Below are 14,261 nucleotides of genomic sequence, written 5' to 3' on the forward strand. Positions count from 1 at the left end.
TCAGCCTAACGAACTGGCCGCCGCCTCGTCTGCACCCGACTCCTCGGGGGATTCCTTCGGCCAGGCCAAGCGGGTTTTACGGCGGCGACCACGCAGTTGTACCTCGTCGCCGGTGCGCCAATGGCGTTGTTCGGACTCGTCGGCGAAATACAGCGCGCTGCTGGAGGCCAGCACCCGGCCCGGCTGTTCCTTCGCCAGTTCGGTCAATCGTTACGCCTCGTTCACCGGATCGCCGATCACGGTGTACTCGAAACGATTCGCGGCGCCGATATTGCCCGCCACCGCCAGCCCCGCCGAGACGCCCATTCCGATATCCAGCCCAGGCACCTCCTTGAGGGCTTCGCGCAGCTCACGGGCGGCGGACAGGGCCGCGGTCGGCGCGTCCGGGCGATCCAGTGGCGCGCCGAAGATGGCCAATGCGGCATCGCCCATGAATTTGTTGATCAATCCGTGGTGCCGGTCGATGACATCCACCACGACGCGAAAGAACTCATTGAGCAGACTGACCACTTCGGTCGGCGGGCGTTCCGCGGCGGTGGCCGTCGAACCGACCATATCCACGAACAACACCGCCACGAACCGGGTTTCACCACCGAGTTCGGTGCCGTATTCCAAAGCCCGGCGCGCCACCTCCTCGCCGACATGCTGACCGAACAATTCCTGGAGTTCGCGACGCTTGGCCGCTTCGCCCATCATTCGGTTGAAGCCAACTTGCAGCAGCCCTATTTCGGAACCGTCGAAAACCTCCACCTGCACATCCCGCGCGCCCTCCTGCACACGATCGATGGCCTGGCTGAGCTGGCGCACCGGATCGGAAATACTCGACGCGGTCAGCATGGAAAGCGCCAGCGCCTGCATGATGACGACGCCGCACAACAACAGAATCGAGACCGCCAGCGACTGCGCGGAGAACTGCACGCGCGCGGAAATCTGGGTGACGCACAACAGCACGATGGCGATCACGGGGGCGAAGGTGCCCATGCCCCAGGTCATCGCCATCCGGGTGCCGACGCCCGGGGTCAGGGTGTGATCGAAGGCGCCGACCGTGAGCGCCTCGGCGGCGACCGGGCGCAGAATCCGCTCGCCCAGCATGTAGGTGAAGCCGAAAACGATGGTGGCGGCCATACATTCGGTCACGATCACCGCCGCCGCCAGCTCGGGGGTGCGCACGATGATCAGCGAGGCCAGCACGCTGCCGCCCAGAATCCACAGCACCAGGTGCACGATCGACTGCCGCAGCGGGGCGTGCAGCGCGGCCATCTGCTCCTGGCGGCTGGGCGGGCCGCCGCGCAACTGCCAGCGCATCACCGGGCGCAGCATCAGGGCCGACGCGGTCAGGCTCAGCAGGCCGGCCACGATGAAGGTGATGCCGGGAATCAGCAGCCCGGTCTGCTGCGTCGCGCTGGTCTGGCCCTCCGGAACCGGCAGGCCGTACTGGATGAAAGCCCACACCAGGACAGCACCGAACGCGTTGGCCGCGAGCATCGAAGCGAGGTACAGCGGCCAGCGGGTTCGCATGGTCTGTTTGACCGCTTCCAAGGGCGCTGACACGCCCACCAATCTAGCTCCCCCGCCGCTGCGGGACATCCGCGCGCAACCGGGAACCGGTCACCGGCGCGCACCCGTGCCCGCGCTTGGGCGCCAACCCGATTCGGGGCATCCCCGGCGAGTCACCGCGGACCTCGCGAGATCGGCTACCGGCTCCGGCAAACGACCTGCGCACCGAGCGCGGCGAAAAGCCGGGTTTCGCACAGTAGGCTCGGGCTCGTGAGCGAGGACGCGGGGGCTTTATCAACCGGCAAGCCGAACGAGAAAGGGCGCCCGGACTCCGACTCCGTGCATCCGCTCGTCCGCAAGTCCGCCGAGTGGTCGTGGCGGCTGCTGCTGATCCTCGCCGCGGTACTGGCCGTCGCCTATCTGGCGCAGCGCCTGTCCACCGTCACCATTCCGCTCTCCATCGCGCTGCTCGGCGCGGCCTTGCTGGCGCCGCTGGTGGATCTCATGCAACGGCTGGGCGTGCCGCGCTCGATCGGGGTGTTCGTGGCCCTGATGGGGTCGCTCGGGCTGCTCGCCGGGGTGATGACCTTCGTGGTCGAACAGTTCGTCACCGGTGTGCCGCAGCTGTCGGACGAGTTCAAGACCTCGGTGCATCAGGTGCAGGACTGGCTGATCAACGGGCCGCTGCACATGAGCAACGAGCAGATTCGCAATGCGGGCGACACCATCGTCAAGACCATCGAGAACAACCAGGACACGCTGACCAGCGGAGCGCTCACCACCGCCACGGTGATCGGCGAATTCCTGACCGGGACGTTCCTGACGCTGTTCATCCTGATCTTCTTCCTCTACGGCGGGGATCAGATCTGGGCGTTCATCACCAACATCATTCCCAGCGCGCAGCGCGAAAAGGTGCGCACCGCCGGGAAACTTGGCTTCGGGACGCTGACGGGATTCGTGCGGGCCACCGTCATGGTGGCGGCGGTGGATGCCATCGGCATCGGCGCGGGGCTGGCCATTCTCAATGTGCCGCTGGCGCTTCCGCTGGCCTCGCTGGTGTTCATCGGCGCGTTCATCCCGATCATCGGCTCGTTCATCGCGGGCTCGGTGGCGGTGTTCATCGCCCTCATGACCAAGGGCCTGGTCACGGCGCTGATCGTGCTGGGCATCACGGTGGCGATCATGCAGCTGGAAGGTCATGTGCTGCAACCGCTGCTGCTCGGGCGGGCGGTGCGAATCCATCCGCTGGCGGTGGTGCTGGCGATCACCGCCGGGGTGGTGCTCGCGGGTATCGCCGGCGGTCTGCTCGCGGTGCCGTTCGTGGCGGTGCTCAATACCGCCATCCGGTCGCTGCTGGCCGATTCGCCGGACGAGCTGTACCAGGACCTGCACACCGGGGATCCGCATCAGCCCATGTTCAGCGCGGAACCCGACGACGACCCGGACCCGGCGCGCTATCAGGTGCCGGTGCCCGCCGCGGCCAGCGGCAAGGTCACCGAGGTCGGAAGTACCGCCGCGGCAAGGAAATACGTCACCGACGGCAAGCCCGCCGCGACCGGCGGCACCGAGCCGGAGGATGCCGCCGCGACCCCTCCCGTGGCGGGCGACGCCGGTGACGACGAGGACTGAACCCGACTCCGACGATGCCGCCACGGCCCCGCTGTGGCGGGCGGCCCAGGCATTCCGGCTGGTCACGCTGATCTATGCGATCGGGCAGCAGTTCGCTTCGGTATCGCACTACAGCAATCAGCGGCTCAGCTGGGTGTTCATCGCGCTGATGGCCGTGTGGTCGGGGGCTTCGGCACTGTTGTTGTCGCAGTGGCGGATTCGCCATCTGAAGCGGGTGCGGACCATCGTGGTGCTCGGCGACCATCTCGTCGTCATCCTGCTGGTCTTCGCCACCCGGCTGGTCTCGGAGTACGACTGGTACCACGGGCACCAGACCCTGCCCACCACGCTCTGGGCCGCGAACGCCGTCATGTCGGCGGCCATTCTGTGGGGGCCGTTCGGCGGCGTCAGCTCCGGAATACTCATCGCCGCGGCGATTCTCACCGCGCGCTCGCAATGGGGCTTCGACGTCTGGCGCGATGCCACCGTACCGGTGCTGGTCTCGGTCGGCCTGGCCATCGGGCTCGCGGCCAATACCGCCCGGCGAGCCCAGGAGCAGCTGCAACGCGCGGTGCGGCTGACCGCCGCCGCCGAGGAGCGGGAACGGCTGGCCCGCGAGGTGCACGACGGGGTGCTTCAGGTGCTGAGCTATATCAAGCGGCGCGGCGGTGAAATAGGCGGTCCGACAGAGGAACTCGCACAGCGCGCGGGGGAGCAGGAGGTGGCGCTGCGGGTGCTCATCTCCGAACAGGGCGGGCGGGCCGAGACCGGCGGCGCGGAAGAGGATCTGCGGCCGCTGCTGACCGCGCAGGCCACGCCCTCGGTGTTCGTCTCCACGCCCGGCGAACCGGTTCCGCTGGGGCGCTGGGCGGCACGCGAGGCCGCGGCGGCGGTCGCGGCCGCGCTCGCCAATGTGGTCCAGCACGCCGGACCGGGCGCGAAAGCCTATGTGCTGCTGGAGGATACCGGCGACGAGCTGATCATCAGCATTCGTGACGACGGCCCGGGGATTCGCCCGGGCCGGCTCGCCGAAGCCGAAACCCAAGGGCGGATGGGGGTTTCGCGCTCCATCGTCGGGCGCATCGCCGCTATCGGGGGAGCGGCGGCGCTGCTCTTCGAAGCCGAGGCCGCCGGGGACGACGAGGAGAGCTCCGGGGCCGAATGGGAATTCCGCATCCCGCGCACCTGACCCGGGATGCCCGCCGGGTGCGGGGCGACAATATGAGACGACGGCTGGAGGTGCTGATGTCCGAGACGGACGAGCGGATTTCGATCATGGTGGTCGACGACCATCCGATCTGGCGTGAAGGCGTGGCCCGGGACCTGGCCGAACAGGGCTTCGACGTGGTCGCCACGGCGGACGGGGTGGCCGCGGCCGGGCGGCGCGCGGCCGCGGTGCAGCCCGCCGTCGTGCTGATGGATATGCAGTTGCCCGACGGCAACGGGGCCGACGCCACCGCCGAAGTGCTGCGGGTCTCCCCGCGCAGCCGGGTACTGGTGCTGTCCGCCTCCGCCGAACGCGACGATGTGCTGGACGCCATCAAGGCCGGGGCCATCGGATATCTGGTGAAGAGCGCCTCGGCCACCGAACTCGTGGACGCCGTGCGCGCCACCGCCGCCGGGCAGGCCGTGTTCACGCCCGGACTGGCGGGGCTGGTGCTCGGGGAATACCGGCGCATCGCCAGCGCCCCGCCCGAACGCGACGAACCGCATCGGCCGGCGCTCACCGAGCGCGAGACCGAGGTGCTGCGCATGGTGGCGAAAGGGTTGTCCGCCAAGCAGATCGCGACCCGCATGAGCCTGAGTCATCGCACCGTGGAGAACCATGTGCAATCCACGCTGCGCAAACTCCAGCTCGGCAATCGCGTCGAATTGACCCGCTACGCCATCGAACAGGGGCTCGAGTAGGGGCCGGAGTTCAGGGATTGCCCTGATGCGAATCCGGTCCGCCGCTCGCTAACCTCGAAAGCATGGGAGGTCCTGAATCTGTTTCCGGCCTCGAGACCGGCGCCGCCGTTATCGGCGACCGCGATCTACGGGTATCGGATGTCGAACGCGAACACGTCGGACGGTTACTACAGCGTGCGGTCGGGCTGGGCATGCTGTCGCTGGGAGAATTCACCGAACGCATGGACACCGCATTGGCGGCCAAGACCCGCGGCGAGCTCAATGCCGTACTGGTCGACCTGCCCGGCGTCCGGCTAATCGGCCAGCCCGCCGCCGGGCCGCCGCGGTTCGTGCCCTCGCAGCGGGTAGCGCCGGTAGCCGCATCGTCGAATGTGGTCCGCGCCTTCCTGTCCGGCGTCGAACGCAAAGGCCCCTGGCAGGTGCCGCCGGTCTTGCAGCTCGAGAACACACTCTCGGGCGTGACCCTGGACTTCACCCAGGCCATCATGTCCACCCAGGTGGTCGAGATCCGGGTCGACAGCAACCTCAGCTCCCTCACCCTGGTGGTGCCGGCCGAGGCCACCGTGGACCTGAACAATCTGAACCTGATCGGATCGAGCATCAACAACAAGGTGCGCACCGGTCCGCCGATCGGGCCGCTGCACCTGGTCGTGCACGGGCAGCTGCGCTTCGGCTCGGTCACCGCCAAGCACCCCTTCGGCACCCACTGGAAGCGCTTCCTCAACGGAGCGTGACCGGACACCGCCGGTAATCGCTTGCCGCGCTTGTGAACTCGGTCGCATCGGGTGGGTAGCAGATCTCACGTGAATCGGCTACCGCGACACCGGGTCCGGCCAGGTATCGTCACGCTCATGGTGGAGGACCTCACGGCAAGCTCGATTCCGGCACCCTGGCACCGGACCGGGCAGGGCGAGCCGCTGTTGCTCCTGCACGGCGTGGTTCTCACCTGGCAGTCCTGGCTCCCGGTACTCGACGACCTGGCCACCGATCACGACATCCTCGCCGCCACCCTCCCCGGGCACTGGGGCGGCCCCGCCCCGCAACACCCCGCCACCGTCTCCTCCCTGGCCGACTACGTCGAGACACTGCTGGACGAAACCGGTTGGGACACAGCCCATATCGCGGGTAACTCGCTGGGCGGCTGGCTCGCCCTCGAACTGGCCGCGCGCGGCCGTGCCCGCTCCGTCACCGCCGTCGCCCCCGCCGGCCTCTGGGCCGACCCCACCTCCGCGGCCGCCCTCATCCGCCGCTTCCGCGCCCTCGGCCCGCTGGTCGGCATCGACAGCGCCCGCCCCTCGGCCATGCCGTCCATGATCCGCAGCCTGCTGCTTCCGCTACTGGCTCATCGCCCGGCCACCGTCGACCATCGCCTGGCCAAACTCATGGCCGCCGCCGCCACCAACTGCCTGATCATCGACGACCTGGCTCACGACCCCGGCCTCCCCGCCGGCTTCACCGCCCTCGACTCCCTCTCCATCCCGGTCACCATCCTCATGCCCGAATACGACCGAGTCCTCCCGCCCCACCTCTACGCCCCGCTCACCACCACCCCCACCCGCGAGGTCCACCACCTCGACGGCGTCGGCCACGTCCCGATGCTCGAAACCCCCGACCGCGTCACCGCCGCCATCCGCTCCACCATCGCCCGCGCCGCGGCCGCCCGATCCGCCTGAACGCGGGCCTACCTGCTCGATTCAGGTAGGAATCGACCACCACCCGGGTGTTTCTACTCATCCCCCCGCCCATCCCCGGCGGACAGGATGACCAGCATGAATACCGCCCTCGATCCCCGCTTGATCGCACGGCTGTCGACCGAATTCACGTCGCTCAGCCAGACCATGAGCGTGCTCGGCCGTGATCTCGATGTACTGCGCGATCAGGTCGTAGCCGAAAACACCCGCCACGCCGCCCCGCCCGCTCCCGTTCCGGAGGCGGGCGGTTCGGCGCGCCCGGCAGCCTGGACGCCTTTCGCCGCGGGCCCGGCCGGACCGGCCCAGCCGGGAGCAACGCCGACCGGCTCGATTCCACCCGTCGGCACATCCGCCGGTACCGGACATTCCGGTGCGATGCCTGCCGGTGCGCAGCCGGGAAACTCGGCGGGACCGGTGCCGCCGGCCGGGGGCGGGTGGGGCGGGCCTGCTGCGACGCCGGTTGCGGGTCGGCCGCAGCCTGCCGGATGGATGCCTACTCCCCCGCCGGGGGCCTGGATGCCGGGAGTGGGGGTGGATCCCCGCTATCGGGTGAATGCTGGTGTGACCGGCGTGAATACGATGAATTACGGTGCTGTGCCGCCGGTTTCGGCTCGGCGAAAGGTGCCGGGGCGGACGCCGTGGTGGCAGCGGGAGGGCGTGATCAGCCGACTGCTGGCGGTGGCCGGGGTGGGGGTCACGTTGATCGGTGTGGTGATGCTGCTGGTGCTGGCGGCCCAGGCGGGGTTCTTCGGGCCGGTGCCGAGAGTGCTTGCCGGAGCGGCCTTCTCGGGGGCGCTGGTGGCTGTCGCCGCGCGGGTGCACGGGCGGGCCGGGGGGCAGGTGGGGGCGATTGCGCTGGCGGCTACGGGTATCGCTGGGGGATACCTCGATGTCGTCGCGGTCACCGCGTTCTATGGCTGGCTGAATCCTGTTGTGGGGTATGCAGTTGCGCTGGGAATCGCGGCCGGTGGGGTGGCGCTGGCGTTGCAGTGGCGGTCGCAGGCTCTGGCGGTGCTGGTGATGCTCGGGGCGGCATTGCTATCGCCGGCGGTCACCACCGAGATGGCGTTGCTCGCTTTCCTGATCGTGCTTCAGATTGCCGCTCTCCCTGTGCAATTGGTGCGTGATTGGCCGTACTTGCATATCGTCCGCACTGTTCCGGCCGCCTTGGCCACCTTCGTCGCGGTCGTCTTCACCGCTCTGGATGCTTCGACCGCGACCGAACGCAACCAGGTGCTGGCCGCTGCGATCGCGGTGGCCGCGGTCGGTTTGATCGGCGCCGTGCTGGTGGTACGGCGTCGGCCGGGCGACCGCACCGTGAGCCTCACCTTCGGTGCGGCGACCGTGCCGCTGCTGGCCGCGCCCACGCTGTTCCAGACGCACACCGGTGCGCTCGTTTCGGGTGGGTTCGCGGTGGTGCTGCTCACCGTCGCCGCGCTGCCCTGGGTGCCGAAACTTGCTGGGCTGGTGCGGATTCCGGCCCATCTGGCGGCGGTGTCGGTGGTCGCGGGGGCTTGCGCGCTGCTGGAAGCCTGCCTCGGTGTCACCACCGTGCAGACCTTGCCGATCGCCTTGTTCCTGGTCGCCATCGCATTCCTGGCGGTCGGCGGGCAGCAGCGCTCGCGGGTGGCCGCGGGCCTCGGCGCGGCGTTCACCGTGCTCGGCGGCATGGTTTTCCTGAACAATGCCACCCCGGCCATGCTCGCCGAGAAGGTGAATGCGCGCGCGGACCTGGGCATTTCGACCGCTCTCTCGGCGATCGCCGCCCTGTCGGCACTGGCCACCGCCTTCTGGTGCGCCCGCCGTCTGGGGCTGGCGAACAGGGAATCCGATATCGTCGCGATCTCTGTGGTCGGCGGCGTGGCCGGGCTGTACGCCGTTACGACGCTGTCGGTCTCGCTCGGTGTCGCCACCGGCAATCCGGACGGCTTCCTGGCGGGACACGGCATCGCCACCGTCGCCTGGATGGTCACGGCCACCACCGCGTTGCTCTACGGTCTGCGCCGGCTCTCCCGAACCCCGCAGTCCGCCAAGGCATCCCTGGCCGCCGGTCTGCTGCTCACGGCCGCCGCGCTGGCCAAGCTCTTCCTGTTCGACCTGGCCACCCTCGACGGGCTGGTCCGGGCCGCGGCCTTCCTGGTCGTCGGCGTGCTGCTGCTGGTGGCCGGTACCCGCTACGCGCGGGCCTTCGCCGAAGCCGCCGACCCGCAGGCGTCTTCGCACTGACCGGCATCGGCAAACGAAAGACCCGGCTGGAGATTCCAGCCGGGTCTTTCGCGTGTGATTCGGACGAGGCTCAGTCGTGGTTCTGGCGCCGGAGCAGTTCGTTCACGCTCACCGTGCGGCCTTCACCACCACGGTGTTTGCCCTCGTCGTCGGTCTTCTCGGGACGGCGGCGCGCGGACCGGAGATCCGACATCCACTGCTCGATATTGTTGCTCCGCCCGCCACCCTGGGCCGCGTCCTCGGCGGAGTGGTGAGTCGGCTGATGCTCGGGCGCAGGCGCTTCCGCCTCCGGTGCAGCGGCCGGTTCCGGGCTCGGCGCCGGACCCCGATCGAAAACCGGAGCCTGATTCGATACCGAACCCTGGTTCGATGCCGCATCTTGGTTCGATCCGGGTGCCTGGGTGAACGCCTGGCCTTGGTTCGATCCGGGTGCCTGGGTGAACGCCTGGCCTTGGTTCGATCCGGGTGCCTGGGTGAACGCCTGGCCTTGGTTCGATCCGGGAGCCTGGCTGGGTGCCTGTCCCTGGTTCGATACCGGGGCCCGGTTCGGTGCCGGTGCGGGAGCCGGCGCCTGGTTCGGATACCGATTCGGCGCGGGCGGCGGGGCCTGACCTTCGGCGGCGGGCGGATTCGGCTGGTAGAGCTGCGCCCGCGTCGCCGGATGCGGCGGCACCTTCATCGACGGCGGCGGCAGCACCCGCTCCGCGCCCACCGGCTTCGGAGTCTCGGACGAATCCTGTTGCGGTGCGGGCGAAACCGGCTGCGAGATCGACGGCAGCGGCTTCGGCGGGTTGGCTTCGGGAGCGAACGCGCCGTCGCCACCGCGAGTAGCGGCTGCGTCCGGGGTCTCAGGAGCCGGGCGACCCGCGCCGCCGGTGCTCAATCCGGACGGCGTGAAGGCCCCGTCGTTCGTGCGATCGCCGGCCGCTGAGTCGCCGGCCGTGGAACCGAACCCGGTTGCTGTGGCACCGCCGAAGTTGGTGGTGGCTGCGTCGCCGGTGGTGTTAGCGAAGCTGGTCGGTGTGGCACCGCCGAAGCTGGTGGTGGCTGCATCGCCGGTGGTGTTACCGAAGCTGGTCGGTGTGGCACCGCCGAAACTGGCGGTGGCTGCATCGCCGGTGGTGTTACCGAACCCGGTTGCTGTGGCACCGCCGAAGCTGGCGGTGGCTGCGTCACCGGACGTGGTACCGAAGCCGGTGCTGGCCGAACCGGCTGCGGTGGAACCGAATCCGGTACCGGTCGGGCGGTCCGGGGTGGCGCCGAGGACGGTATCGGCCGTGCGGCTGGTGGGAGCGCCGAAGCCGGTGCCGTTGCCGCCCGCGAAGCCCGTGGTCGGCGAATTGCCGGGGGAGGAACCGAATCCGGTAGGGCCGGAAGGGGTTTCGGGGGGCGGCGGTGGCGGGGTGGTCGCGGAGATCACCGGGACGGTCGGCGCCGCATCGGCGATCCGCTGGGTCGGCGCTTCGCTGTCGGCGTCCACCGTGCGCACCGGGCGCGGCTTGCGCGCCGGGCGGGCGGGGGTGGTGCCGTCGGCCAGCATGGGGATCTGCATGGTGACCGGGTCGGTGACGGGGGTGGTCTTGACCAGGTCGACCACTTCACCGCCGCCGGGGCGTTCATCGTCGAGGATGGGTTCGCCGAGCCCGATCTTCTGCTGGATCTTCTTCATCCAGGCCGGCGCCCACCAGCAGTCGTCACCGAGCAGCTTCATGGTCGCGGGCACCAGCAGCATGCGCAGCACGGTCGCGTCGATGAACAGCGCCGCCACCATGCCGTACGCGATGTACTGCATCATCACCAGATCGGAGAAGGCGAAGGCGCCGGTCACCACGAGCAGGATCAAAGCGGCCGCGGTGATGATGCGACCGGTCTGAGCCGTACCCGCTCGCACCGCCTCGGTGGTGCTCGCCCCCTGCGTGCGCGCTTCGACCATGCGGGACAAGAGGAATACCTCGTAGTCCACCGATAGGCCGTAGATGATCGCGATGATCAGCACCAGCACCGGCGCGGTGATCGGCTGCGGGGTGAAGTTCAGCAGGGTCGCGCCGTGACCGTCGATGAAGATCCAGGTCAGGATGCCGAGCGTGGATCCCAGCCCGAGCGCGCTCATGAGCGCGGCCTTCAACGGCAGCACCAGCGACCCGAAGGTCAGGAACATCAGGATGGTGGTGACCAGCAGGACGATGCCGATCATCCACGGCATGCGATCGAGCAGCGTGTCGAGGCTGTCCATCTGCATGGCGGGTTGCCCGGTGACCATGACTTCGGCGCCGTCCGGCACCTCCATCGACCGCAGATAGTTGATGGTCGATTCGGGATGCGCGCTGTCCTCGACGGTCGCCTCGGACACCCACACATTGGAGCCGTTCGGCGGTTTGGCCGGAATGCCGAACTGGGCGTTCTTCACCAGTCCCGGAGCCTGATTCGCCTGCGACAGGATCGGCCCGATATCCCGGGAGTTGTCGGTGATGATGACCAGCTGCACCGGATCCGATTTGCGCAGCGGGAAGGTCTCGTCGAAGTGCTGCTGCGCCAATCGCACCGGATTGTCCGGCGGCAGATAGGTTTCCGAGATACCGCCGAATTGCAGGTTCTTCACCGGAATGATGAGCAGCAGCAAGCCGATGGTCAGCGGAATCGCGACCTTGAGCGGATGCTTCATCACCCACGCGGTGAGCTTGCCCCAGAACCCGGCCTCGACCTCTTCGGCCGTCTTGGTCTTGCGAATCCACTTCAGGCTCAAGCTGTCCACGCGCGGACCCAGAATGCTGAGCAGGGCCGGCAGCACGGTCAGCGAGGTGATCATGGCCAGCAGCACCGCGGCGATGGTGCCGTAGGCGACCGACTTCAGGAAGCCCTGCGGGAACAGCAGCATGCCCGCGCTGGCCGCGATGATCATGGTGGCCGAGGAGCTCACCGTGCGCCCGGCGGTCATCACCGAACGCCGCACGGCCGCCCGGGTGTCGTAACCCTCGGCCAGCTCCTCACGGAATCGGCTGACTATGAACAGGCCGTAGTCGATGGCCAGGCCCAGGCCGATCATCGACACCACGGCCGAGACGAACGAGTTCACCTCGGTGTACTTGGTCAGCGCCATGATCATGCCGTTGGCGGCGATGATGGTCAGCCCGCCGATGATCAACGGCAGTGCGGCCGCGACGATTCCGCCGAAGATGAAGAACAGCAGCACCGCGACCGCGGGCAGCGCCAGCATCTCCATGCGCTTCACATCGCTGGCGATGGTGTTGTTCAGCGTGTAGGCGACCGGTTGCAGACCGCCGACCTCGACCGTCACGCCCGGAATGGCGAAGGCGTTCTGGACCGCGGCGTAGGCGGCCAGCATCTCGGTGTCGTTGGTGCCGTTCAGCGCCACGGTCGCGAAGGCGTGCTTGCGATCGGGGCTGATGGCCTGTGCGACCTGCTGACCGGTATCGGTCTTCCAGGGCGCGACATTGACCTTGGTGATCTGCGAGTACTGCTGCGGCAGCGCGTTCAGGCTGTCGATGATCTTCTGATTCCACGCCGGATCGTCGACGGTCTGCCCATCGGGCGCGGTGTAGAGCAAGACCACGTCACTGTTGTGATCGCGGGTGTACACCGAATCCTTGAGCACCGCAGCATGTGTCGACTCCGAGTTCGGATCGAACCATCCGCTGGAGCTGAGGTGGCCCTCTACCCCCAACCCGAACCAGCCGAGTGAGAGCAACGCAGCCACCATCACACCCAGAACGGTGTAGCGCAGCTTGTAGACCAGGTCGCCCCAGCGGGTGAACACTAAGCGACTCCTTGAGCGGGGCGGGAGGTGAGCAGTGCTGACAGCGGCCGGAACGGCTGCAACCATGCTCCCTCGTCGGGCAGCGACTCGAGGCTGACCCTGGGCAGGGGTTCACGGAACACGCCCGGGATGTCCTCGAGGTCGATGAACTCGAGAATATCCGACGTGACCGCCCAGCTCGCGTGCTCGCGGAATCCCAGTACTTGGACGGGGACGCCGGTACTGGCGATTTCCTCGAGCGGTGCGCGGAAGGCCTGTCCATCGGCGGAGGCGACCATGATGCCGGCCAGCCCCGCGCCGCGGCGGCGTAGCTCGATGTGGCCCAGCATATCGCTGTCGACGTCGGAATCTTCGTCGATTTTGGGTTTTGCGAAGACGGCGTAGCCGACATTGCGCAGCGCTTCCACCCACGGCCGCACCACATCCGCGGTGCCGGGCGCGATATTGGTGAAAACGGTGGCTTCGGGTTCGACGCGGGTGACGCTGCCGACCGACAATTCGGCGGTGCGGGCCAGCAGCCAGCGGCCGAGGGCATCGAAGCGCGGGCGGTAAGCGGCGGTGGGCCGGCCGCCGAGAATGGCGCCGAGGCCCATATCGAGGTTCGGCGCATCCCACACCAGCAGGACGCGGCGCACATCGGTATTGGTACCGCCGAGGGCCGGAGTGACCGTTAGTTCCGCCGACGAGGAGGTGCCGTGCATTATTTCGGCAACATCCGCGACCTCGCGGGCCATTTCACTGACGCTCATGATTCGATCTTCCCCCAAATGAACTCGGTGATGGCGCTGCCCGCGCTGAGTCCTTTTCTTTCGAACTTGGTAATCGGGCGTTCAAAACCGATCGGTGCGTTTTCGCGATAGGCCTCCGGATCACCGCCGGTGGCTTCATTCATGCCGATGAACTGGGATTCTCCCTTACCCACCTCGGCAATCCACTCCGCGTAATCGGCGTGGTCCGTCGCAACATGCAACACGCCGCCCGGTTTCAGACGACTCGCGATCAAAGACAGGGTGGCCGGCTGCAACAGCCGCCGCTTGTGATGACGCGCCTTCGGCCACGGGTCCGGGAAGAACACTCGGACACCCGTCAGCGATTCGGGAGCAATCATATTTTCCAGGACATCCACGGCATCGCCGCGCAGCAGCCGAATATTGTCGATGCCTTCGCGTTCCACCCGCTGCACCAGCTGGGCCAGACCCGGGCGATAGACCTCGATGCCGATCAGATTGAACTGCGGCTCGGCCTGCGCCATGGCCGCCGTCGCGGTGCCGGTGCCGCAGCCGATCTCGATGATCAGCGGCGCGGGACGCCCGAACCAGGCGTCGGCATCGAGCTTGTCGTCGGACACGTCGCGGCCGATGACCGGCCACATCCGATCCCAGGACGCCTCCTGCGTCGCGGAGATGGCGCCGCGGCGGGAGCGGAAACTGGTGACCCGGGGGAAGAGTCGATGCCCGGTGGGGTGATCGGAGTCACCGGCGGCTCCGGCGGACCCCGCCCCGGGAACTGGCTCGGCAGTGTGGTTCGCGGCGTCGTTCACGGCGTCCATTGTCCAG

Annotated in this window: 9 protein-coding genes and 1 pseudogene; 6 read left to right on the forward strand and 4 right to left on the reverse strand. The window is 68.2% G+C overall.

The features are described from left to right. Positions 1-1,518: pseudogene (locus tag NI1_RS36260) on the reverse strand (adenylate/guanylate cyclase domain-containing protein). Between the two features lie 318 nt (positions 1,519-1,836). On the opposite strand from NI1_RS36260, the gene NI1_RS36265 reads away from it, so the two are divergent. The 6 genes from NI1_RS36265 (at position 1,837) to NI1_RS36290 (ending at position 8,930) form a co-directional block, all read left to right on the forward strand. Next, a complete protein-coding gene (locus NI1_RS36265; RefSeq protein WP_084524258.1) occupies positions 1,837-3,126 on the forward strand; it encodes an AI-2E family transporter in 1,290 nt (429 codons plus the stop codon). Continuing rightward, complete coding sequence (gene macS, locus NI1_RS36270) at positions 3,074-4,294, forward strand: MacS family sensor histidine kinase (RefSeq protein ID WP_067830940.1); 1,221 nt, start codon at positions 3,074-3,076, stop codon at positions 4,292-4,294. Before NI1_RS36265 ends, macS begins: the two co-directional genes overlap by 53 nt. Positions 4,295-4,350: 56 nt before the next feature. Next, positions 4,351-5,013 (forward strand): response regulator, encoded by a 663-nt coding sequence (locus NI1_RS36275; RefSeq protein ID WP_067830942.1) that lies wholly within the window; start codon positions 4,351-4,353, stop codon positions 5,011-5,013. A gap of 62 nt (positions 5,014-5,075) precedes the next feature. Next, positions 5,076-5,747 carry a DUF1707 SHOCT-like domain-containing protein gene (locus tag NI1_RS36280; protein ID WP_067830813.1) on the forward strand — a complete coding sequence of 224 codons (672 nt, stop codon included), beginning with the start codon at positions 5,076-5,078 and terminating at the stop codon, positions 5,745-5,747. Between the two features lie 117 nt (positions 5,748-5,864). Continuing rightward, a complete protein-coding gene (locus NI1_RS36285; RefSeq protein WP_067830816.1) occupies positions 5,865-6,686 on the forward strand; it encodes an alpha/beta fold hydrolase in 822 nt (273 codons plus the stop codon). Positions 6,687-6,782: 96 nt separating this feature from the next. Next, positions 6,783-8,930, forward strand: a complete 2,148-nt coding sequence (locus NI1_RS36290; RefSeq protein ID WP_245663584.1) for a DUF2339 domain-containing protein — start codon at positions 6,783-6,785, stop codon at positions 8,928-8,930. A 70-nt stretch (positions 8,931-9,000) separates the two neighbouring features. On the opposite strand, the gene NI1_RS36295 is transcribed toward NI1_RS36290, so the two are convergent. The 3 genes from NI1_RS36295 to trmB are packed head-to-tail and all read right to left on the reverse strand — an operon-like array spanning position 9,001 to position 14,254. After that, the gene (locus NI1_RS36295; protein WP_067830821.1) at positions 9,001-12,705 is read right to left on the reverse strand and encodes an MMPL family transporter; all 3,705 of its coding nucleotides are present in this window, start codon (positions 12,703-12,705) and stop codon (positions 9,001-9,003) included. Further along, positions 12,705-13,454: an NYN domain-containing protein gene (locus tag NI1_RS36300; protein ID WP_084524243.1), complete on the reverse strand. Its 750-nt coding sequence runs from the start codon at positions 13,452-13,454 to the stop codon at positions 12,705-12,707. Before NI1_RS36300 ends, NI1_RS36295 begins: the two co-directional genes overlap by 1 nt. Next, the gene (gene trmB, locus NI1_RS36305; protein ID WP_067830824.1) at positions 13,451-14,254 is read right to left on the reverse strand and encodes a tRNA (guanosine(46)-N7)-methyltransferase TrmB; all 804 of its coding nucleotides are present in this window, start codon (positions 14,252-14,254) and stop codon (positions 13,451-13,453) included. The genes NI1_RS36300 and trmB overlap by 4 nt, the downstream gene beginning before the upstream one ends. Between the last annotated feature and the right edge of the window lie 7 nt (positions 14,255-14,261).

The sequence above is a fragment of the Nocardia inohanensis NBRC 100128 genome, from assembly GCF_001612945.1.
Lineage (GTDB): Bacteria > Actinomycetota > Actinomycetes > Mycobacteriales > Mycobacteriaceae > Nocardia > Nocardia inohanensis.

What these genes read in the sequence shown, in the direction of transcription:
- NI1_RS36275 (WP_067830942.1), top strand. Translation starts at nt 4,351, where the DNA reads ATGTCCGAGACGGACGAGCGGATTTCGATCATGGTGGTCGACGACCAT.
- NI1_RS36285 (WP_067830816.1), top strand. Translation starts at nt 5,865, where the DNA reads ATGGTGGAGGACCTCACGGCAAGCTCGATTCCGGCACCCTGGCACCGG.
- trmB (WP_067830824.1), bottom strand. Translation starts at nt 14,254, where the DNA reads ATGGACGCCGTGAACGACGCCGCGAACCACACTGCCGAGCCAGTTCCC.
- NI1_RS36290 (WP_245663584.1), top strand. Translation starts at nt 6,783, where the DNA reads ATGAATACCGCCCTCGATCCCCGCTTGATCGCACGGCTGTCGACCGAA.
- NI1_RS36280 (WP_067830813.1), top strand. Translation starts at nt 5,076, where the DNA reads ATGGGAGGTCCTGAATCTGTTTCCGGCCTCGAGACCGGCGCCGCCGTT.
- NI1_RS36300 (WP_084524243.1), bottom strand. Translation starts at nt 13,454, where the DNA reads ATGAGCGTCAGTGAAATGGCCCGCGAGGTCGCGGATGTTGCCGAAATA.
- macS (WP_067830940.1), top strand. Translation starts at nt 3,074, where the DNA reads ATGCCGCCGCGACCCCTCCCGTGGCGGGCGACGCCGGTGACGACGAGG.